Below are 19,218 nucleotides of genomic sequence, written 5' to 3' on the forward strand. Positions count from 1 at the left end.
GGAGTACGCGCTGCACGGGCGGGGCCGGTGGGGGCGTGGGAGCAGTACCACGAGGTGGGGCCGACGCGGTTCTGAGGTGCGTGGGCGGGTGCGCGGGCGCGTCGCTGGCCGCTACGCCCAGCCGAGCTCGTGCAGCCGCTCGTCGTCGATGCCGTAGAAGTGGCCGATCTCGTGCACGAGGGTGGTGTGCACCTCGTCCTTGAGCTCCTCGACGGTGTCGCACTCGGCCAGGTGCTGCTTGCGGAACACCACGATGCGGTCGGGCAGCTCGCCGAAGCCGTACTGCCCTCGCTCGGTGGCCGCGATGCCGTCGTACACGCCGAAGAGCTCTTCGCCGTTCTCCGGTTCGTCCTCGACGACGAACACCACGTTGTCGAGCCCGTCGACCATCTCGTCGGGGAGCAGGTCGAGTTCGTCGGTCACGAGTTGCTCGAACGCGTCGGCGGACATCTCCATCACGGGTGGATCGTCCCACACCGCGCTGACCACTCGGGGCTCACCACTCGGGGCGAAGCCGCACGGCGCAGGAGGCGTCCAGGCAAAACACTGAGGGAGAGCCCCGGTTGCGTCACACGCAACAGGACTCTCCCTCGACTGGGGTGAATAACGGGTCTCGAACCCGCGACCTCCTAGACCACAACCAGGCGCTCTACCAACTGAGCTATATCCACCATGTTCGAACCGGCGGACCGGCGCGACCACTCAATAGTAGTACATGCGGGACGGGGTGCGGACCACCCGTGTCACTACTCGGCCGCGGGCTGCGCCAGCCGTGACTCCCACTTCGCCACGACGTCGGCCTGCACGGCACGCACGTCGTCCGTGCTCGGGCCGGGCTCGGCGACGAAGCCGGCGCGGCGGTAGTACTCGAGCTCGCGGATCGACTCGAGGATGTCCGCGAGGGCCCGGTGCCCACCGTGCTTCTCGGGCGCGTTGAAGTACACGCGGGGGAACCAGCGGCGGCAGAGTTCCTTGATGCTCGACACGTCGACGCTGCGGTAGTGCAGGTGCCCGTCGACCCGCGGCATGTACTTCGACAGGAACGCACGGTCGGTGCCGATGGTGTTGCCGGCGAGGGGGGCGGAGCCCTCGGCGGGGACGTGCTGGAGGATGTACTCGAGCACCTGGTACTCGGCGTCCGCCAGGCTCACGCCGTTCGGGATCTCGTCGATGAGCCCCGAGGTGACGTGCATGTTCGTCACGAACTCGTTCATGTTGTCGAGCGCCGACTGGTCCGGCTTGATGACGATGTCGAAGCCGGGGTGCACTGGCTCGAGGTCGAAGTCGGTGATGACCACGGCCACCTCGACGAGTTCGTCGACCTCGAGGTCGAGGCCGGTCATCTCGCAGTCGATCCAGACGAGGCGGTCATTCGCGGTTGCCATGTCCCCGATCCTATTCCCGCCCCGCGTGCCTCCCGTACGTGCCGCTGCGTCGTCCCACCCGTGCCCGACCGTGTCCGCCCGTTCCGCGAGCGGGCGAAATGCCGCGGTCGCCCTGCGGAGGCACCCGGACGTTCCGCCCGCTCGTCCGGGACGCGAGCCGCATGCGGTGCAGGCGACCGCCAGGAGGCCCGTGGCGACCCCGGCAGGCCGCCCCGCGCCTCCAGGCGGTCGCCCTTCACCCCGCCTGCCGCGCCGATCCCGCCCGCTCCCGCCTCCTCACCACGAGCGGGCGAAATGCCGCGGTCGCCCTGCGGACGGACCGCGGTATTCCGCCCGCTCGCCGACTGCGGTTGCGCCCCGGTCGCGGCTTCGCCCGCCCGCGTCCAGCCGAGCGGGCGAAATGCCGCGGTTGCCCTGCGGGCGCACCCGGATGTTTCGCCCGCTCGTCCGCGACGCGAGCCGCATGCAGTGCAGGCGACCGCCTGGAGGCCCGGGGCGACCCCGGCAGGCCGACCCGCGCCTCCAGGCGGCAGCTCTCTACCCCGCCTGCCGCACGGTTCTGGCCAGCCCCGTGCGAGCGGGCGAAATGCCGGACTCGCTCTGCAGTCGAGGCCGGGCATTTCGCCCGCTCGCGGGTGGAGCGTGCAACAGGGGGCGAGCGAGCCCCCGCGCGGACGCACGAACGGGCGAAATGCCGGGGTGCCCACGGGGGACACTCCGGCATTTCGCCCGTTCGTGGAGAAGTGGGGAAGGGGGAAGGCCCCCACCGCGCGCCCCGGCGGCTAGGCCATGTCGCCGGCGGTGATGGCCTCGGCCTCGATGCGCTCCGGCTCGGGACCGTCGTCGACGCGACGCAGGACCCTGGTGGTGCAGAGGATCACGACGAATGCGACCGCGACGGACGCACCCGCGAAGACGTAGGCGGCCGAGGGGGAGTACGCGTCGGCGAGCAGGGTCGCGACGGGCGGGGCGATGGCGCCGCCGATGAAGCGGACGGCGGAGTAGGCGCTCGAGGCGACGGAGCGGGGGAGGTCGGTGGCCTCCATGACGCACTCGGTGAGCACGGTGTTCAGGACACCGAGCACGAGGCCGCCGATGACGACGCAGATGATCAGGCCGACCTGGGAGCGCACGACGAGGGCCGCGGCGAACAGGTCGAGCGCGAGCAGGGGCAGTGCGATCTTCAACACCGTCGTCCTCCGGAGACGGGCGGTGAGCATCGGGGCGACCCACACCGACGTGATCGCGAGACCGACACCCCAGCCGAAGAACGTGAACCCGATGCCGAGCGCGCCGAAGCCGAGCGGGAACGGCGTGTACGCCAGCAGGACGAAGAAGCCGATGTTGTAGAACAGCGCGGTCGCGGCGAGGGCGGCGAGTGCCGGACGGGTCAGGGCGCGGAAGGGTGCGGAGAGCTTCGTCGGCGTGGGCTTCTCGAGGCTGCCGGTCTTCAGCAGGGCGACGATGGCGATGAACGCGACGGCCATCAGGGTCGTGACGCCGAAGAACGGGCCGCGCCAGCTCACCGAGCCGAGCAGACCTCCGACCAGGGGACCGACGGCGATGCCGAGGCCGAGTGCTGCCTCGTACAGGATGATCGCCGAGGCGGTGCCGCCGGACGCTGCCCCGACGATGGTCGCGAGCGCGGTGGAGATGAAGAGCGCGTTGCCGAGACCCCAGCCGGCGCGGAAGTCGATGATGCTCCACACGCTGTTCGACGTCGCGGCGAGCACCGAGAAGAGCACGATCAGGGCGAGTCCGATGAGCAGGGTGCGCTTCGCGCCGATGCGGCTGGAGACCCAGCTGGTGAAGAACATCGCGACACCGGTGACGGCGAGGTAGCTCGTGAAGAGCAGCTCGGTCTGCGCCGGAGTCGCCTTGAGGGACGCCGCGATCGCCGGGAGGATCGGGTCGACGAGCCCGATGCCCATGAACGCGACGACGCAGGCGAAGGCGATCGCCCAGACCGCGGACGACTGCTTGAGGATGGAGCCGGACTGGCCGGCGGGTGCGTGGGCGTTCACGCGGGGATCTCCGTTCCGTTGGGGGTTGTCCGGGTGCGCTGGGCGATCAGGTTCGCCGCGTGGTGCAGGACGTCCCAGTCGTCGTCGGTCAGGTCGGCGAACAACGGACCGACCGTGCTGGTGAGGGTGGAGCGCCAGGAAGCGAGTCGTTCGCGTCCGGCCTCGGTGAGTTCGATGAGCTGCCCGCGGGAGTCGTCCGGGTCGACGCTGCGGCTGACCAGGCCGTCGGCGAGCATGCCGGCGACGAGTCGGGTCATGGTGGGCTGCGCCACGCGGGAGGCGGTGGCCAGTTCTCCGAGTCGCAGGGGTTCGTCGGTCTCGAGGATGCCGAGCGTGCGCCAGACCGCGGTGGACGTGGTGTTGCCCGTCGACTGGACGGCGCTGCGGATCAGGCGGTTGACGGAGACGAGGAGGGTCTCGATCGTCTGCTCTCGCGGTGTTTCCATAGCTGAACTATATAGCCGTGCTATGAATAGCGCAACGACGGGCTGGACAGACTGCACCAGCCGCCGCCTGGTAGAAGGGAGGCATGAGCGACATCACCATCCACGAAGGCGACGAGTACACCGCGATCTTCCACGGCGGCCCCTTCGACGGCACGACCGACACCCGCACCGCCACGAGCGACGCGCTGGACGACGAGGTCACGGTGTTCGCCGACGTCGAGGGCCTGCAGACGGCCTTCACCTACCGCGCCACCAAGTCCCGCCAGGTCCTCGACCAGATCTCGGTCGAGTTCACCTACGAGCCCGGCGAGTCCGACCCGGTCGACGACCTGCAGGACCGCGGCGACCGCAGCGGCGAGTTCGACCGGGAGTAGAACCCCCACCCGCCGCGTTGCAGGACCACATGCAGCTCGACCTCTGGACGTCCGCCTTCTGTGCGCCGTGTGCCGCCGCCCGCCGGGTGTCGGCCGAGGCGTCGGCGCTCGTCCCCGGGCTCACCGTGACCGAACGCGACGTGGCGGCGCACCCCGACGACGCGGAAGACCTCGGTATCCGGTCCACGCCCACGATCATCGTGCGGCAGGACGACGGCACCGAGGTCTTCCGTTCACCCGGCGTCCCGACCCGCGACCAACTCCTGCTCGCGGTGGCCAAGGCGCTCTGAACGAGCCGCCGCCGCGGCCGGGGCGGCCGCCGCCGCAGCCGTCCCAGCGGTGGCCCCCGGCGCGGGCACAGCGGCCCGCGCCCCCGCACGCTGCGACGTCGGCGCCGCCACCACCACGGGTTCCGGCGGATCGACCAGTGCCCGCACGCGTCGTGCCAGACGCTTCGTGCCCCGGATCGGCGCCCCGATGCCCAGTGCCACCAGTCCGAGCGGGCTGCGATCGGCCCCACCGAGGGCGTTCTTCCGCTCCCACGCACGGCGCAGCACCCCACCGCGACTCCGCCGTGCCGGTGCCCGATCCACCAACGTGCCGGCGTCCCGTCGGGCCATCAGCTCCACGAGCCGGTGCTGCCAGTCGTCCTCCGAGGCCGGGTGGAAGTAGTTGTCCCGCATCCACTCCGGCCGGACGACGCCGAACCGTCCGTCGACCAGGTCGACGGCGTCACCCTCGAGGCCGCTCCCCACGAACACCTCGTTGATCAGGTGCCGGCCGATCCCGAAGTCGGTCAGCGTGAGCGCGGGCACGCCTCGCGCCGCCGCCTCGAGCACCGCGGTCGAGCTGATCGTCACGAGCGCCACCGCACGGTCGAGGTGCTCAGCCATCGGCCCGCTCTCCACCACGAGGTTGGTCGGCGCGTCCGCGGGCACCAGGTCCGGGTACGGGTGCTCCTCGCGGTGTGTCTGGTGCTCGCCGGCCGCAGCGCGCGTCTTGATGACGACGCGCCACTCCGGGTGCGCCCGCGCCGTCTCGACGAGCCACCGCATGACGAGTGCCCGGTCGGCCCGCTCGAACGGCACACTCGGCTGCGCAGCGAAGACGACGGAGTCACGGCCCGTCGAGTCCGCACCATCGCTTGCGCCGGCACCGCTGGTCGCGCCGGCACCCCGCGCGAAGGGCAGCGTGGCGAGCGCGAAGTGCGGCTCGACGCCGCCCTGGCGCGCCATCTCCTCGTACGCGCGGACCTCACGGTGGCTGTGCAGCACGAACAGGTCGGCCCGGGCGCGGAAGAAGATGCCCTTCCACTTCGACGGGAACGAGATCCCCGGCAGCCCCGAGACCAGCGCCGGCCGGTCCGGGATCCGCCGGTGCACCTCGTCGATAACGAGCTCGGCCACCGGTCCGATCAACGACACCAGGACGGCGTCCGGTGGGTCCTGTCGGAGCTCCTCGACGACGGCGTCGACGTCCTTCGGCGCGGGCGGTTCGCGGTGCAGGTGGGCGAGGCGCCGGTCCAGCCCGCGGAACGCCGACCGCAGCTGCTTCGGGCTCGCCGACCGCGGGGTCGCCACGGTGCGCAGCTCCAGGTCCCAGTCCGCCGGGGCGCTCGCCAGCAGGTGGGCGCCCCACTTCGCGAACGAGTCGGTGTCGACCAGGCCGACCACGCGTCGGACGCGTGGAGACGCGTCGGACGGGAGGCGCGCCTCCAGTCCGACTGTCGACCCGCTGCCGTCAGCCGGCGCTTCCAAGGCGCGGGTCCCGTCGACCGGGCCGGTCACGTGTGCGCCGCCCACGCCCGCTCCGCTCACGCGCCGACGCGACGCAGCTTCGCGAGCGGTGCCTGCTCGCCGGCGGTCGGATGGGGACTGCATCCGCTCACGCGCCGACGCGACGCAGCTTCGCGAGCGGTGCCTGCTCGCCGGCGGTCGGATGGGGACTGCATCCGCTCACGCGCCGACGCGACGCAGCTTCGCGAGCGGTGCCTGCTCGCCGGCGGTCGGATGGGGACTGCATCCGCTCACGCGCCGACGCGACGCAGCTTCGCGAGCGGTGCCTGCTCGCCGGGGAAGATCCTCTTCACGCCGTCGCCGAGGGCGGTCTCGATGATGCGGATGTCGCGGGCGAGCGTCTTCAGGCCGTGCGGCTCGAGCGACGCGGCGTGGTCGGAGCCCCACATCGTGCGGTCGAGCGTGATGTGGCGCTCGACGGCCGTGGCACCGAGGGCGACCGCGGCGATGGAGATCTGCAGGCCGGGCTCGTGGCCGGAGTACCCGACGGGGACGCCCGCGTAGCGGTGGGCGAGGGTGTCGATCATGCGGAGGTTCGCCTCCTCGGCCGGCAGCGGGTAGGTCGACGTCGCGTGCATGAGGACGAGGCGGTCGGTGCCGAGGGCCTCGACGGCGGCGTCGATCTGCTCGAGCGTGGACATGCCGGTCGACAGGATGACGGGCTTGCCGGTCGCGGCGACGGCGGCGAGCATGCCGAGGTCGGTGACGGACGCCGAGGCGATCTTGTAGGCAACGACGTTGAGGTCCTCGAGGAAGTCGACCGACGGCTCGTCCCACGGCGACGCGAACCAGTCGAGCCCGCGGAGGGTCGCGTGGTCACCGATCTCGATGTACTGGTCGCGGTCGAACTCGACTCGGTAGCGGTACTCCAGGTAGGTCATGTCGCCCCACGGGGTGCTGCGCGGGGTGTTCTTCATGTGCTCCGGCGTGGAGATCGCGGGGGTGCGCTTCTGGAACTTCACGGCCTGCAGGCCCGCGTCGGCGGCGACGTCGATGAGCTGCTTCGCGATGTCGACGTCGCCGTTGTGGTTGAGGCCGATCTCGCCGATGAGGTACGCGGGGTGGCCCGCGCCGATCGTGGACGTACCGATGGTGACGGTCATGGTGCTCCGTTCGGTGCGGGGGTGGCCCGCGTCGGGGATGGGTCTCGGGTCGTGGTGGGTGCTGGGGCCGGGTCGCCGACGCGTGCGTCGGTCAGCGCGCCGGGCGCGCCCGGCGCTTCGGCGAGGGCTTCGGCGAGGGCCAGGTCGGCCTCGTCGTCGATGTCGATCGCGCCGGCGCCGTCGACGACGGCCAGCTCGACGCGGCCGTGGAACCGGTGCCGGTTCTCGAGGAAGCCCGCCGTCCGCATCACGTAGAAGGCGCCGGTCTCGCGGTACTCGGGCTCGCGGTCCTGCCGGCGGGGCCTGGTCGCAGCGTCGTGGTTCACCGCGACCGCGGTGCCGTCCGGGGCGGTCCGCCACAGGAACGCGTGCGACGGCGTGGCGGCGAACACTGCGTCGGCGTGCCCGTCGATCACACGCGCGACGGCGGCGTCGAGGTCGGCCGGGTCGATGAACGGCGAGGTCGCCTGCAGGAAGACGAGGACCTCGGGCAACGGGGTGCTGATCGCGTCGAGGACGTGCAGCAGGGCTGACTCCGAGGACGCTTCGTCACCGGCGAGCTCGGCCGGACGGCGGACCACGGCGGCACCGGCGGCGACCGCCTCGGCAGCGATGGCGTCACCGTCGGTCGTGACGACGACCTCGTCGATGCGCGTGGCACGTCGTGCCGACTCGACCGCCCGACGGACCAGCGAACGGCCCGCGACCGTGCGGAGGTTCTTGCCGGGGATCCCCTTCGACCCGGCACGTGCTGGCACGACGGCGAGGACGGAACCGGTGGTGCGCATGCTCCGGACGCTACGAAGCGCGGGTGTCGCGGAGGGGAACGGGCGGCAGACGGCGGCCGACCGTTGGGCGACCGCCGGGTCCTGTCATGGCGACGCGGCGGGGCGCGCATCGAGCGTCCGGTGGCCGCTCGCCGCTACAATCGACGCTGCTCGCCTCCGTAGCTCAGTGGATAGAGCAGGTGGTTTCTACCCACCGTGCCGCGGGTTCGATTCCTGCCGGGGGCGCCGAAGACGAACAGGGCCGCCATCCTCTCCGGATGGCGGCCCTGTTCTCGTCGTGGTGGTGGTTACTCGTCGTCGTCCGCGGCGCGGCGTCGGAGTTCGGCGGCGCTGATCGGCTGCGTGTACGGCGCCTCCGACGTCTCGTTCGCGTCCGCGGGCTCGGCGGGGGCCTGGTTCAGACGCGTCGGGACGGACGTGGTGTTCGTCGCGCCGGGGGAGTCGACCCGGGGTGCCGATGCGGGCGGGACGTCGTTCGCGGGCGCCCGGTTGACGTGGGCGTCGGCCGCGGTGGGCGTCGCGACGGGGCGGTCGGACGAGGACGGACGGTCGTTCCGCGGCGCACGGTCGGTGTCGCCGAAGGCGCGGGTGGCACCGGCGTCGCCGGGTGCCCGCGTGGCGCTCGCGTCGCCGAAGGCCCGCGTGGCGCTGTCGTCGTCCACGACCTCGGTGTCGTCCGTGCCGCGGCCCTGGACGGAGCGGGCGGGCGAGGTCGGGGTGCCGAGTGCCGGACGGACCGGGGGTGCAGTCTCGTCGTCGCCGTAGACGCGGGTGGTGTTGTCACCGAAGGAGCGCGTGGCGTTCTGGTCGGCGCTGCCGCGGTTCGGGTTCGTGGCGGCACCACGGTTCACGGAGAATGACGGGGTCGACCCGCCGGCGGCCCCGGCAGACGCAGCGGGCGCGGCAGCACCGGCTGCGGCAGCGGCAGCGGTCGGCGCCGGAGGGGTCGAGGGTGCGGACGCGGGGCGCTGCGCCGGACGCAGCGAGGTCGTCGTCGGGGTGGGACGCTCGGCGGGAGCAGCCGCAGCCGCAGCCGGAGCCGTTGCCGGGGCCTGTGCCTGCGTGCGCGGGGGCTCGGCCTGGTCGGCGTTCCAGTCCTGCTGGCGCTTGATCAGGTCGGCGTCGGGGTCCGGGGACTCGAACTTCCAGCGCTCGAGGTCGGCCTTGAAGAGCTTGCGCGCACGGCTCGGCCGCGCCTGCCAGTCGAGCAGGCGGTCACGGAACTCGGCGAGGGACTGGTCGGCCTGGAAGCTGAACGTCGACGAGTTCTTCTTGATGTCGGCGATCTCGTGCTGGGCCCAGTTGGCGGCCAGCGGCGCACCCTGCACGGGGAGCAGGCGCAGCCGGATGTCGGCGTCCTCGGCGAGGTGGTCCGCGTACGCACGCTCGTCGTGTCCGAGCGATCCCCACGCCGCTGCCTTGCGCGCAGCCGTCAGGATCGCGGCGACGGCCGCGTTCTTCGATTCCCGCTCCTGGAGCGCCACGACCCGCTTGGTCGCGCTGCGCCCGATGAGCGCCGCGATGACGCCCGCCACGACGATGGCGACGAAGGGGATCACAGCGCCCGAGAGCACCCGCCAACCCGTGTCGGACGAAGTCCAGTCGGTCAGGTCGTTCCACCAGTCCATGCGCGCACCATACCCACGGAACGGTCAGGCATCGGGGAGGCCGGACGGCGTTCCGTGCATCCCGGTGCAGATGATTCCAATGTGGAACATCATGACCAGCGCAGGGTGTCCACGGCGTCGTCGGCGGACCACACGCTCGGCAGCTCGACGAACCGGCGCTCGGTCGCGACGTACCGGCGGGCACGGTAGGCGGTGTCACCGGCGACGTCGATGCGGTCGACGTACCCGACGATCTCTCCGTTGGCCCGGGTGACCCGGCTCAGGTCGTCGCGGACGTCGAGGATGCGGTAGTCGCCCCGGGCGCGGGCCAGCGGGACGGTGCGGATCCGCAGTGCGGGTTCGGTGATGGTCTGCATCGCTGGCCTCCTGGTCGGTGTGGTGCCGACGCTACGGGGGACCACCGACACGCCGAGGGGCAACGTCCGATCTGGGGAACAGGGTCTCCGCGCACACTGTTGTGGAGGAACGACGGGGCTGCACGGGCAGCCCGGAGAGAGGTTGTGCCCATGACCACGTTCGTGCTCGCAGGTGGATGTTTCTGGTGTCTCGACGCCGTGTACCGCACGCTCCAGGGTGTGCAGGACGTGGTGTCCGGCTACGTCGGCGGACAGGTCGAGGAGCCCTCGTACGAACTGGTGTGCACCGGGACGACGGGGCACGCCGAGGCGGTCGCGGTGACGTTCGACGAGTCGGTGATCCCGGCCGACGTGATCCTCGACGTCTTCTTCACGCTGCACGACCCCCGGCAGCTGAACCGCCAGGGGGCCGACGTCGGCACGCAGTACCGCTCCGCGATGTTCCCGGCCGACGACACGCAGCGCGAGCTGTTCGAGCGCGCGATCGAGCGGGCGTCGGACATCTGGGACGGCGGGATCGTCACCACCATCGAGCCGCTCTCGACGTTCTACACGGCAGAGGAGTACCACCAGGACTTCTTCGCGAAGAACCCCGGACAGGGCTACTGCCTCGCAGTCGCGCTGCCCAAGGTGAACAAGGTGCGGAAGGCCTACAGTCAGTACATCCTGGCGTCCTGACCCCGGGGCGGCAGGGCCACAAGGAGGTGGTTCGAACATGACGGACAACACGGGAACCTGGGTCGCGATCGGTCCGGCCGGAGCGGTGGGCAGCATCCACCGCGCGGCGGACGGGTTCCAGGTCGAGCTCTACGGGCGACGACGGGCGGGCGGGCCGTACCCGTCCCTCGAGTCCGCGAAGGGCGCGGTCCACGCCGCGCTCGGACCGTTGGCCGCCCGGCCCGAGTTCCGAGCGCACTGACCGGGTCCGGACAGGAGGCCCGGGGGACTCGTCCTCCACAGGTCGCCTGATCGGGTCCACACGCCACAGATCGAGCCCGGGGTCGCTGACGCGGCCCCGGGCTCCGTGACGATCGACGCATGAACGACATCATCACCGTCTGCGGAATCGTCGCCACCGAGCCCCGGCACCTCGTCACCGAGACCGGCATCGCCATCACGAGTCTCCGACTCGCCTCACCCTCTCGCCGCTGGGACCGGGCCACCGCCGCCTGGGTCAACGGCGCCACCAACTGGTACACCGTCACGGCGTTCCGGTCGCTCGCGTCGAACGTGTACAAGTCGCTGAAGAAGGGCGACCGGATCGTCGTCGCCGGCCGGGTCCGCATCCGCACGTGGGAACGCGACGGTCGCGGCGGGACCTCGGTCGAGATCGACGCCGACGGCATCGGCCACGACCTGGCGTGGGGGATCAGCAACTGGCTGCGGGTGCCGCGGCAGGTCGGCGACGGCGCCTCGGGGCAGGGTGGTCTGCGCGGGGTGGACCCCCGCACCGGCGAGGTCCGCGACCCCGTGGGGCACGGCGCCGCTCACGGCTCCGACCACGGGGCGGAGCCGGACGGTCCGCACGACCACGCACCGGCGACCGAGCACGGTCCGGACGGTGACGGTGACGGCGACGTCGACGGGGTGCACGGGGCACCGCCGCCCGGCGACGGCGAGGAGCCCGCGGGGCCGTCCGAGCACGTCCTCGAACAGGACGCCGCCCCCTGGGACCCCGCGCCGCCCCTCGACGACCACGCCCACGACGCCGAAGCGGCCTGACCCGCACGCCGACCGGAGTCGGGGTGCGGGTCAGGCCGCCAGGGACGCGCGCGGTTCACCGCGTCGCGTCGGTCACCACTTCTGGGCGATCATCCCGATGCCGGAGACCTGGGCGGTGTCCCAGTTGCCGCCACGGGGCAGCCCGGTCACGCGGCCGTCGATCGTGAAGCTGGCGCCCTGCACCCGCGGGCTGTTCGTCTGCTTCGCCTTCAGTCCGTGGAACGAGAAGCTCGTGTCCCACTTGCCGTTCAGGCCGGTGTTCGACTTGCGGTCGCCGACCGTGATGCGGGTGTTCTGCACCGTCGAGTGCACGACATCACCGTTCAGGCGGGCGTTGGCCTCGGCGTTGAAGAACAGGCGACCGTCGAGGTTGAGCTTGAGGGTGCCGATCGTCTTGTGGTTCACGATCATCGTCGCGACGTCGTTCTTGTACCAGCGCATGCCGATGGGGGTGAGCTTGTTGGTGGCCAGGCCCAGGTAGCCGTAGGTGAACTTGCCGTTCTGCACGCGCTCCCAGATGTAACGCGGCTTGCCCTTGCTCTGCGGGGAGCCCTTGTCCGACTGGATCCCGAACGAGTACGCGTTGTTGTGGGCGTCGTGCACGTTGATGTACGACGAGTAGCCGGTGCCCGTGCCGTTGGCACTGATGCTCGCCGTGTACAGCAGGTACGGGCTGCCCTTCGGCACGGCACCGGCGGCCGATGCCGGCGACACCGGGGCGATGAGCGCGACGGTGAGTGCGATCGCTCCGACGAAGGGGAGTGCGAGGCGGCGGAGCCGCGACGGGGTCGTGGTCGTGTGCGTGGTCATGGTCCTCGTCCTGTCCGTGGTCCTGATCCTGGTCCTCGTCGTGGTGGGCGACGGGCCCGAGGTAGCGGGGTGAGGCCAAGCTACGTCGTCCGTGCCACGAACAACAGGCCTGTTCGTACAGGTGCGGGAAGCGGCGATCCGGCGTCGGGCGAGCGGTGCTCCGACGGTGTCACTACACTTGGGGCCGATATGGCTGAGTACATCTACCAGATGGTCCGCGCCCGCAAGGCGGTCGGCGACAAGCTGATCCTCGACGACGTCACGATGTCGTTCCTCCCCGGTGCCAAGATCGGCGTCGTCGGACCGAACGGTGCGGGCAAGTCGACGATCCTGAAGATCATGGCGGGTCTCGACCAGCCGTCCAACGGCGAGGCGAAGCTCACGCCGGGCTTCAGCGTCGGCATCCTCATGCAGGAGCCGGAGCTCGACGAGAGCAAGACCGTGCTCGAGAACGTGCAGGAGGGCGTGGGCGAGATCCACGGCAAGCTCGCACGCTTCAACGAGATCTCGGCGCTCATGGCCGAGCCGGACGCCGACTTCGACGCGCTCCTGGCCGAGATGGGCACCCTGCAGGAGGACATCGACGCCGCCGACGCGTGGGACCTCGACTCCCAGCTCGAGCAGGCCATGGCCGCGCTGCAGTGCCCCCCGGGGGACGAACTCGTCACCCACCTGTCCGGTGGTGAGAAGCGCCGCGTCGCGCTCTGCAAGCTGCTGCTCCAGAAGCCCGACCTGCTCCTTCTCGACGAGCCCACCAACCACCTCGACGCCGAGAGCGTGCTCTGGCTCGAGCAGCACCTGCAGCAGTACCACGGTGCCGTCCTCGCCGTGACCCACGACCGGTACTTCCTGGACCACGTCGCCCAGTGGATCGCCGAGGTCGACCGTGGCCGCCTGTACCCGTACGAGGGCAACTACTCGACCTACCTCGAGAAGAAGCGTGCTCGCCTCGAGGTCCAGGGCAAGAAGGACGCCAAGCTCGCGAAGCGCCTGTCGTCCGAGCTCGACTGGGTCCGGAGCAACACCAAGGGTCGCCAGGCGAAGTCGAAGGCCCGTCTCGCCCGGTACGAGGAGATGGTCACCGAGGCCGAGCGCACCCGCAAGCTCGACTTCGAGGAGATCGTGATCCCGGTCGGCCCGCGTCTGGGTTCGCAGGTCATCGACGCCGAGCACCTGCGCAAGCAGTTCGGTGAGCGCGTCATCATCGGCGACCTGTCGTTCACGCTGCCCCGCAACGGCATCGTCGGCGTCATCGGCCCGAACGGTGTCGGCAAGACCACGCTCTTCAAGACGATCGTCGGCCTCGAGCCCCTCGACGGCGGCACGCTGAAGATCGGCGACACCGTCCAGATCTCCTACGTCGACCAGACCCGCGGCGGTATCGACCCGAACAAGAACCTGTGGGAGGTCGTGTCCGACGGACTCGACTACATCCAGGTCGGCAAGACCGAGATCCCGTCCCGCGCCTACGTGTCGCAGTTCGGCTTCAAGGGCCCGGACCAGCAGAAGCGCGCCGGCATCCTGTCCGGTGGTGAGCGCAACCGTCTGAACCTGGCGCTGACGCTCAAGCAGGGCGGCAACCTGCTGCTCCTCGACGAGCCGACCAACGACCTGGACGTCGAGACGCTCGGCAGCCTCGAGAACGCCCTGCTCGAGTACCCCGGTTGCGCCGTGGTCATCACCCACGACCGGTGGTTCCTCGACCGCATCGCCACGCACATCCTGGCGTGGGAGGGTCTCAACGAGGACGGCACGCCGAACTGGTACTGGTTCGAGGGCAACTTCGAGGCCTACGAGGAGAACAAGATCGAGCGCCTCGGTGCCGATGCCGCGAAGCCCGGTCGCGCGACGTACCGCAAGCTCACCCGCGACTGATCCTCGTGGCGAGACTGCACGCTCCCATCCGCATGCGGTGGAGCGACATCGACGCCTACGGTCACGTCAACAACTCCGCGATGCTGCGCCTCCTCGAAGAGGCGCGCATCGTGGGGTTCTGGGGTGCCGATCCCGGTGAAGACCCCGACGGCGACCTGCCCGAGCCGATCATCGACGGCCGGCCGGGTTCCGGCACCATGACGGTGATCGCCGGCCAGCGCCTCGAGTACCTGGCGTCGATCCCGTACCTCCGCCAACCGCTCGACATCCAGATGTGGATCGGGCGGCTCGGGGGCGCGAGCATCGACGTCTCGTACGAGGTCTGGTCGCCGGTGGGGCAGCACCCCGCCGTCCTGTACACCCGGGCGACGACGGCACTCGTGATGGTCGACGCGGCGACGAACCGTCCGCGTCGGCTGACCGACACCGAGCGTGCCGCGTGCGAGCGCTACCTCGAGGAACCGGTGCAGTTCAGCCGGCCGTAGGCACCCGCATCATGCCCTCCTGGGCGACGGTGGCCAGCAGCTGACCGTCACGGGAGAACATCCGGCCGAACGCAAGTCCCCGTCCGCCCTGTGCGCTCGGGGACTCCTGCGTGTACAGGATCCAGTCGTCGGCGCGACCGTCGCGGTGCCACCACATGGCGTGGTCGAGGCTCGCGCTCTTGACCCCCGGGGTGCCCCAGGCGACGCCGTGCCGCCGCATGATCGGCTCGAGGATCGACAGGTCGCTCGCGTACCCGAGCACCGCGCGGTGGAGCGCCGGGTCGTCCGGCAGGTCGCCCTGCACGCGGAACCAGACCGCCTGGTGCGGCACGTGCTCGCCCTGCACGTCGACGAACACCGGGCCCTCGACGTGTCGCAGGTCGATGGACCGCGCGGCCCAGGCACGTGCGACCGGGTGGTCGATCGCGGACAGGATCGACGCGGCCGACGGCAGGGACTCCGGGTCCGGGGTGTCCACCGGGTACGGGTCCTGGTGCTCGATGCCGGTGTCGGGCACCTGGAACGACGCGATCATCGAGAAGATCGGGACACCGCGCTGGTAGGCCTGCACGCGACGGGCCGCGAACGACCGGCCGTCGTGGATGCGCTCGACGCCGAAGGTGATCGGCACGTCGATGTCGCCGGGCCGCAGGAAGTAGCCGTGCATCGAGTGGACGTCGCGTCCCTCGATCGTGCGCTGCGCGGCGACGATGCACTGCGCCAGCACCTGCCCGCCGAACACCCGTCCGCCGGGGGACCAGTGGCTGGCACCGGTCAGGATCGTCTCGCCCGTGCTCGCGCCGGTGTCCTCGAGTCGCAGGGTCCGCAGGAAGTCGGGTTCGCCGTTCACGCTGTGCAGTCTACGAACGGCTGCCCGCCGCCGTCGCAGGTCGTCGCGCTCAGGTGCCGCGGCGTCGACGGCCGGTAGGATCGGGGACGACATGGGCAACTCGTTCACGCTTCCCGACGCCGCCTCACTCGGTGACCTCCGCACGTACCTCGGACGTGCCGCTCGGATCGAGGACGGCTCGGTCCGGCTCATCGCCGACTCCGGCGTCCTGGCCGTCTACACGGCGATCCTCTACCCGCTCGGGCTGCTCGACGAACTGCCGACGGTGCTCGGCCTCCGCACGTTCTCGCTCACCGAGCCGGCGTCGATCGACACCGTGGTCCCGCTGCAGTCGCTCCTCGAACGCCTCCGCCTGCTGGCCGAGGCGCAGGACGCCGAACACGCCGAGGGGGCCGACCCCACGCGGGCCACCCCGATCGAGGTCGAGCTGCCGCACGAGGTGCACACCGTGACGTGGGCAGCCATCTCGCCGCCCCGCGGTGGCTGGGTCCCGCTGCCGGACGTCTCACCGGAACTCCTCCGCCGCGCCACACGCGACGGCATCGCCGAGGTCGCCGACGCCGTGCCGTCCAACGCCGGCGAGGCCATCGTCCGACGGATCCGTGCCGAGGTCTGGGGCCGACCGGTCCCTGGCGTCGAGCACCTGCCCGCCGGTGCGGGCTTCGCGGGCGAGAGCCTCGGGTTCCTCGGGCACGACCCGGTCCGGCTGTTCGAGACGGGTCCGTGGAGCCGACTCACGACCTCGCGCGGCCACGTGCTCGTCAAGCGCCGCGCCTGGACCCTGAGCTCCTAACGACGACGACGACGACGACCGCGACGCCGCGGTCGACGGCGACGACGACCACACCGCCCGGCCGCCGTGGTTGGCTGGCCGCATGCACGTCTTCCTCACCGGCGCGTCCGGCTACATCGGCTCCTCCGTCCTCCGCTCCCTCGTGGCCCACGGCGACGAGGTCACCGCGCTCGTCCGGTCCGACGAAAAGGCCCAGCACGTCCGTGACGCCGGCGGCCGGGCACTGGTCGGCGACGTCACCGACACCGACGTCGTCGAACGCCTGCTGCACGAGAGCGACGGCGTCGTCCACACGGCATCGGCTCCGGGCGTCGACCCGGACTTCATCCGCACCGCGATCGGTGCCCTGGCCGGCACACCGAAGCCGTTCGTGCACACCGGCGGCATCTTCACCTTCGGTGACTCGACGGACATCTCCGAGCAGTCGCCGATCGACCCGCCGCCCTTGACCGCCTGGCGCGGACCGAACGAGGCGCTGCTTCGGGCAAGCGACGTGCGGAGCACCATCGTCGCCCCCGGCATCGTGTACGGGCGCGGCGCCGGCATCCCGGCGATGTTCGTCAGCGACGGCGAGCAGCCGGTGCGGCTGGTGGGCGACGGCTCGCAGCGCTGGACGACGGTGCACGTCGACGACCTCGGCGAGCTCTACGTCCTCGCGCTGCACCGCGGCGAGCCCGACGGGTACATCGTCGCCGCGACCGGCGACAACCCGACCGTCCGGCAGATCGCCGAGGCCGGGGCCCACGGTGCACCGGTCGTCGCCGAGAGCGTCGACGCGAGCCGCGAACGGCTCGGGCGCGACTTCGCCGACGCCCTGCTGCTGCACCAGGAGGCGTCCGGCGCACACGCCCGGTCGGCCTTCGGCTGGCGGCCGTCGCGGCCGTCCCTGGTCGAGGACCTCGCCTCCGGCTCATACGTGCGCTGACCGCGCTGAGACGCGCTGCCCGAAGACGCCGGCGTCCCGCGAACACGAGAACGTGCGGACAGTCGGACGGGAGGCCCGTGGCGGCGCCGCCACGGGCCTCCCGTCCGCCGCTCGCGACGATCACTGCACGCCGGCGTCAGCGGAAGACGCCTCGGGAGCGTCGAGACGCCGCCGGATTCGGCGGCGTCTCGACGACACGACGGCGTGTGCCGCGCGCGTCAGTCGAAGGTGTTCGTCATCGCGTGGGCAGCGCGGTCGAGGTAGCCCCAGAGTTCGGCTTCGTCGAGGGGTGCGAGCTCGAGCGAATCGACCGCCTCGTGCATGTGGTGGAGCCATCGTTCCCGGGCCTCGGACGTGATGCGGAAGGGGTTGTGCCGCATCCGCAGGCGGGGGTGGCCGCGCTGTTCGCTGTAGGTGCCCGGGCCGCCCCAGTACTGCTGCAGGAAGGCGGAGAGGCGCCAGATCGCACCCTCGAGGTCGTCGGCCGGGTACATCGGCCAGATGACCTCGTCCTGCTGCACGCCCTCGTAGAAGCGCCGGACGAGCCGGTCGAATGTCGGTGCGCCGCCGATCCGCTCGTACAGCGACCCGGTGGCCGAGGCGCCGTGCTCCCCGACGCGCAGGGTGATCGGCTGCGCCGGGACGCCGACCGAGCCTGGCATACCGGCGGCGCCGGGCATGCCGAGCGAGCCGCGCGCTCCGGGCCCGCCCGTGCTGCTCGGGGGTGTTGGGTCGGTCATCGGGGGTCCTTCCCGCTGTCGGGGTCGTCGGTGCGGATCGGCTGCCCGAGGATGTTGCGCTTGGTGCGCCGGGGCTTCGTGGGTGCCGGCGTCGGCTGGGTGCGGACGGTGCGCAGGCCGTTGATCGAGGTGGCGTTCTCCCAGCCCTCGGGCATGATCATCGCCATCGCGGGCAGGGTGATGCCGAGTTCGTCGACGGCGTGCTTCAGGCGGGTGCGGAGCTCCCGACCGACGACGTCGAGCTCGGACGCGCGGGTCTTCACGACGAGGCGGAAGACCATGCCGGCGTCGGTGATCGACTGCAGCCCCCAGATCTCGGGCTTCTCGACGATCCGCTGCCGCCAGCGGGACTCCTGCGACATCGTGACGGCGGCCTTGAGCAGGGCGTCCTGCACGGCGTCGATGTCGGTGTCGTAGGGGACGGTGATGTCGACGAGCACGCGCGACCAGCCCTGCGACAGGTTGCCGACGCGCAGGATCTGGCCGTTCGGCACGAACCACAGGATGCCGTTCACGTCGCGGATCTGCATGACGCGCAGCCCGACGTTCTCGACGACGCCGGTGGCCTGACCGGTGTCGACGACGTCACCGACGCCGGCCTGGTCCTCGAGGATCATGAAGATGCCGGACAGCAGGTCCTTCACGATGGACTGGGCGCCGACGGCGAGGCCGGCTGCGACGAGGGACGCACCACCGACGATGCCGACCGCGGCGCCCTTCCACACAGCAGTGGCGATGATGACGAGTGCGATCGCGACCACGACGACGGTGGCGAGGTTCTCGAGGACGCTGCCGAGCGTCCGGGTGCGCTGGACGACCCGAGCGGTCTGCACGGGCGACGCGATGAGGGCCTGGGTGTCAGCGGCTCCCTGGCGCTTCTTGACGCCGTTCACGATCCGGTCGACGACCTGCTTGATCATCCGGCGCAGGATCAGCCGGAGGATGATCGCGGCGATGATCGTGATGACGATCGTGATCGGTGCCTGCCAGGTGTCGACGAAGTCCGTGAACGCGTTCGAGACCAGTTTGGACGTGTCTTCGGTCGTTGCAGCCAAGTTCATATCCGGTCGATGCTAAGCGGCGGGGCCTCGGCATCCCTGGAGGAACACCAAGACCCC

22 protein-coding genes and 2 tRNA genes are annotated in these 19,218 nt (G+C 71.0%); 10 read left to right on the plus strand and 14 right to left on the minus strand.

The annotated features are described in order from the left end of the window. Positions 1-111 precede the first annotated feature (111 nt). The 5 genes from DEI98_RS11905 to DEI98_RS11925 all read right to left on the minus strand — a co-directional run bounded on the left by DEI98_RS11905 (position 112) and on the right by DEI98_RS11925 (position 3,855). Positions 112-456, minus strand: coding sequence for a metallopeptidase family protein (locus tag DEI98_RS11905; protein WP_035807616.1), 345 nt, complete (start codon positions 454-456; stop codon positions 112-114). Between the two features lie 139 nt (positions 457-595). Continuing rightward, positions 596-671 (minus strand) — tRNA-His (locus DEI98_RS11910). 75 nt (positions 672-746) lie between these two features. Beyond that, positions 747-1,385 (minus strand): oligoribonuclease, encoded by a 639-nt coding sequence (orn, locus tag DEI98_RS11915; RefSeq protein WP_071405505.1) that lies wholly within the window; start codon positions 1,383-1,385, stop codon positions 747-749. A 782-nt stretch (positions 1,386-2,167) separates the two neighbouring features. Then, on the minus strand, positions 2,168-3,409 hold the full coding sequence (locus DEI98_RS11920) for an MFS transporter (RefSeq protein ID WP_111100853.1): 1,242 nt from the start codon (positions 3,407-3,409) through the stop codon (positions 2,168-2,170). Continuing rightward, entirely contained in the window at positions 3,406-3,855 is a 450-nt protein-coding gene (locus tag DEI98_RS11925) for a MarR family winged helix-turn-helix transcriptional regulator (RefSeq protein ID WP_111024208.1), read from the minus strand. The genes DEI98_RS11920 and DEI98_RS11925 overlap by 4 nt, the downstream gene beginning before the upstream one ends. An 83-nt stretch (positions 3,856-3,938) precedes the next feature. Between DEI98_RS11925 and DEI98_RS11930 the strand changes: the two genes are divergently transcribed. Beyond that, positions 3,939-4,229 (plus strand): hypothetical protein, encoded by a 291-nt coding sequence (locus DEI98_RS11930; protein ID WP_071405508.1) that lies wholly within the window; start codon positions 3,939-3,941, stop codon positions 4,227-4,229. Positions 4,230-4,258: 29 nt separating this feature from the next. Then, the gene (locus DEI98_RS11935) at positions 4,259-4,519 is read left to right on the plus strand and encodes a thioredoxin family protein (RefSeq protein ID WP_027464648.1); all 261 of its coding nucleotides are present in this window, start codon (positions 4,259-4,261) and stop codon (positions 4,517-4,519) included. Here DEI98_RS11935 and DEI98_RS11940 read toward each other — a convergent pair. The 3 genes from DEI98_RS11940 to DEI98_RS11950 form a co-directional block, all read right to left on the minus strand. Further along, complete coding sequence (locus tag DEI98_RS11940) at positions 4,463-5,902, minus strand: DUF6716 putative glycosyltransferase (protein WP_111100854.1); 1,440 nt, start codon at positions 5,900-5,902, stop codon at positions 4,463-4,465. The genes DEI98_RS11935 and DEI98_RS11940 overlap by 57 nt on opposite strands. A 353-nt stretch (positions 5,903-6,255) precedes the next feature. Next, positions 6,256-7,128 carry an N-acetylneuraminate synthase family protein gene (locus DEI98_RS11945; protein WP_071405510.1) on the minus strand — a complete coding sequence of 291 codons (873 nt, stop codon included), beginning with the start codon at positions 7,126-7,128 and terminating at the stop codon, positions 6,256-6,258. Beyond that, positions 7,125-7,916 (minus strand): cytidylyltransferase domain-containing protein, encoded by a 792-nt coding sequence (locus DEI98_RS11950; protein ID WP_111100855.1) that lies wholly within the window; start codon positions 7,914-7,916, stop codon positions 7,125-7,127. The genes DEI98_RS11945 and DEI98_RS11950 overlap by 4 nt, the downstream gene beginning before the upstream one ends. A gap of 152 nt (positions 7,917-8,068) precedes the next feature. On the opposite strand from DEI98_RS11950, the gene DEI98_RS11955 reads away from it, so the two are divergent. Further along, a tRNA-Arg gene (locus tag DEI98_RS11955) sits at positions 8,069-8,141 on the plus strand. Positions 8,142-8,203: 62 nt separating this feature from the next. Here DEI98_RS11955 and DEI98_RS11960 read toward each other — a convergent pair. Both DEI98_RS11960 and DEI98_RS11965 read right to left on the minus strand, forming a co-directional pair. Beyond that, entirely contained in the window at positions 8,204-9,544 is a 1,341-nt protein-coding gene (locus DEI98_RS11960; protein ID WP_111100856.1) for a hypothetical protein, read from the minus strand. 89 nt (positions 9,545-9,633) lie between these two features. After that, positions 9,634-9,900, minus strand: a complete 267-nt coding sequence (locus DEI98_RS11965; protein WP_017886047.1) for a hypothetical protein — start codon at positions 9,898-9,900, stop codon at positions 9,634-9,636. A 150-nt stretch (positions 9,901-10,050) separates the two neighbouring features. Between DEI98_RS11965 and msrA the strand changes: the two genes are divergently transcribed. The 3 genes from msrA (at position 10,051) to DEI98_RS11980 (ending at position 11,622) form a co-directional block, all read left to right on the plus strand. Next, a complete protein-coding gene (msrA, locus tag DEI98_RS11970; RefSeq protein ID WP_071405513.1) occupies positions 10,051-10,578 on the plus strand; it encodes a peptide-methionine (S)-S-oxide reductase MsrA in 528 nt (175 codons plus the stop codon). A gap of 37 nt (positions 10,579-10,615) precedes the next feature. After that, on the plus strand, positions 10,616-10,819 hold the full coding sequence (locus DEI98_RS11975; RefSeq protein ID WP_027464651.1) for a hypothetical protein: 204 nt from the start codon (positions 10,616-10,618) through the stop codon (positions 10,817-10,819). Between the two features lie 119 nt (positions 10,820-10,938). Beyond that, entirely contained in the window at positions 10,939-11,622 is a 684-nt protein-coding gene (locus tag DEI98_RS11980) for a single-stranded DNA-binding protein (RefSeq protein WP_111100857.1), read from the plus strand. Positions 11,623-11,694: 72 nt separating this feature from the next. Here DEI98_RS11980 and DEI98_RS11985 read toward each other — a convergent pair whose 3' ends face one another. Then, on the minus strand, positions 11,695-12,432 hold the full coding sequence (locus tag DEI98_RS11985) for a hypothetical protein (RefSeq protein ID WP_071405515.1): 738 nt from the start codon (positions 12,430-12,432) through the stop codon (positions 11,695-11,697). 189 nt (positions 12,433-12,621) lie between these two features. Here DEI98_RS11985 and ettA point away from each other — a divergent pair, with 189 nt between their 5' ends. After that, the gene (gene ettA / locus DEI98_RS11990; RefSeq protein WP_071405516.1) at positions 12,622-14,307 is read left to right on the plus strand and encodes an energy-dependent translational throttle protein EttA; all 1,686 of its coding nucleotides are present in this window, start codon (positions 12,622-12,624) and stop codon (positions 14,305-14,307) included. A 32-nt stretch (positions 14,308-14,339) separates the two neighbouring features. Further along, positions 14,340-14,792, plus strand: a complete 453-nt coding sequence (locus DEI98_RS11995) for a thioesterase family protein (protein WP_071405517.1) — start codon at positions 14,340-14,342, stop codon at positions 14,790-14,792. Here DEI98_RS11995 and DEI98_RS12000 read toward each other — a convergent pair. Further along, positions 14,779-15,642: an acyl-CoA thioesterase II gene (locus DEI98_RS12000; RefSeq protein WP_111100888.1), complete on the minus strand. Its 864-nt coding sequence runs from the start codon at positions 15,640-15,642 to the stop codon at positions 14,779-14,781. The two genes, DEI98_RS11995 and DEI98_RS12000, sit on opposite strands and share 14 nt — an antisense overlap. Positions 15,643-15,733: 91 nt before the next feature. Between DEI98_RS12000 and DEI98_RS12005 the strand changes: the two genes are divergently transcribed. Continuing rightward, complete coding sequence (locus tag DEI98_RS12005; RefSeq protein WP_071405518.1) at positions 15,734-16,435, plus strand: hypothetical protein; 702 nt, start codon at positions 15,734-15,736, stop codon at positions 16,433-16,435. A gap of 82 nt (positions 16,436-16,517) precedes the next feature. Beyond that, positions 16,518-17,360 carry an NAD(P)H-binding protein gene (locus DEI98_RS12010; protein WP_111100858.1) on the plus strand — a complete coding sequence of 281 codons (843 nt, stop codon included), beginning with the start codon at positions 16,518-16,520 and terminating at the stop codon, positions 17,358-17,360. 218 nt (positions 17,361-17,578) lie between these two features. On the opposite strand, the gene DEI98_RS12015 is transcribed toward DEI98_RS12010, so the two are convergent. Then, positions 17,579-18,040: a globin gene (locus tag DEI98_RS12015; RefSeq protein WP_258370845.1), complete on the minus strand. Its 462-nt coding sequence runs from the start codon at positions 18,038-18,040 to the stop codon at positions 17,579-17,581. A gap of 56 nt (positions 18,041-18,096) precedes the next feature. Beyond that, complete coding sequence (locus tag DEI98_RS12020) at positions 18,097-19,161, minus strand: mechanosensitive ion channel family protein (RefSeq protein WP_111057866.1); 1,065 nt, start codon at positions 19,159-19,161, stop codon at positions 18,097-18,099. Positions 19,162-19,218: the final 57 nt, after the last annotated feature.

Origin of the sequence: Curtobacterium sp. MCLR17_034 (assembly GCF_003234485.1) — a bacterium.
GTDB lineage: Bacteria > Actinomycetota > Actinomycetes > Actinomycetales > Microbacteriaceae > Curtobacterium > Curtobacterium flaccumfaciens.

Coding starts and splice junctions, on each gene's coding strand:
- DEI98_RS11905 (WP_035807616.1), bottom strand. CDS start 456: ATGGAGATGTCCGCCGACGCGTTCGAGCAACTCGTGACCGACGAACTC.
- orn (WP_071405505.1), bottom strand. CDS start 1,385: ATGGCAACCGCGAATGACCGCCTCGTCTGGATCGACTGCGAGATGACC.
- DEI98_RS11925 (WP_111024208.1), bottom strand. CDS start 3,855: ATGGAAACACCGCGAGAGCAGACGATCGAGACCCTCCTCGTCTCCGTC.
- DEI98_RS11930 (WP_071405508.1), top strand. CDS start 3,939: ATGAGCGACATCACCATCCACGAAGGCGACGAGTACACCGCGATCTTC.
- DEI98_RS11935 (WP_027464648.1), top strand. CDS start 4,259: ATGCAGCTCGACCTCTGGACGTCCGCCTTCTGTGCGCCGTGTGCCGCC.
- DEI98_RS11945 (WP_071405510.1), bottom strand. CDS start 7,128: ATGACCGTCACCATCGGTACGTCCACGATCGGCGCGGGCCACCCCGCG.
- DEI98_RS11950 (WP_111100855.1), bottom strand. CDS start 7,916: ATGCGCACCACCGGTTCCGTCCTCGCCGTCGTGCCAGCACGTGCCGGG.
- DEI98_RS11960 (WP_111100856.1), bottom strand. CDS start 9,544: ATGGACTGGTGGAACGACCTGACCGACTGGACTTCGTCCGACACGGGT.
- DEI98_RS11965 (WP_017886047.1), bottom strand. CDS start 9,900: ATGCAGACCATCACCGAACCCGCACTGCGGATCCGCACCGTCCCGCTG.
- msrA (WP_071405513.1), top strand. CDS start 10,051: ATGACCACGTTCGTGCTCGCAGGTGGATGTTTCTGGTGTCTCGACGCC.
- DEI98_RS11975 (WP_027464651.1), top strand. CDS start 10,616: ATGACGGACAACACGGGAACCTGGGTCGCGATCGGTCCGGCCGGAGCG.
- DEI98_RS11980 (WP_111100857.1), top strand. CDS start 10,939: ATGAACGACATCATCACCGTCTGCGGAATCGTCGCCACCGAGCCCCGG.
- DEI98_RS11985 (WP_071405515.1), bottom strand. CDS start 12,432: ATGACCACGCACACGACCACGACCCCGTCGCGGCTCCGCCGCCTCGCA.
- ettA (WP_071405516.1), top strand. CDS start 12,622: ATGGCTGAGTACATCTACCAGATGGTCCGCGCCCGCAAGGCGGTCGGC.
- DEI98_RS11995 (WP_071405517.1), top strand. CDS start 14,340: ATGCGGTGGAGCGACATCGACGCCTACGGTCACGTCAACAACTCCGCG.
- DEI98_RS12005 (WP_071405518.1), top strand. CDS start 15,734: ATGGGCAACTCGTTCACGCTTCCCGACGCCGCCTCACTCGGTGACCTC.
- DEI98_RS12010 (WP_111100858.1), top strand. CDS start 16,518: ATGCACGTCTTCCTCACCGGCGCGTCCGGCTACATCGGCTCCTCCGTC.
- DEI98_RS12015 (WP_258370845.1), bottom strand. CDS start 18,040: ATGCCCGGCGCCGCCGGTATGCCAGGCTCGGTCGGCGTCCCGGCGCAG.
- DEI98_RS12020 (WP_111057866.1), bottom strand. CDS start 19,161: ATGAACTTGGCTGCAACGACCGAAGACACGTCCAAACTGGTCTCGAAC.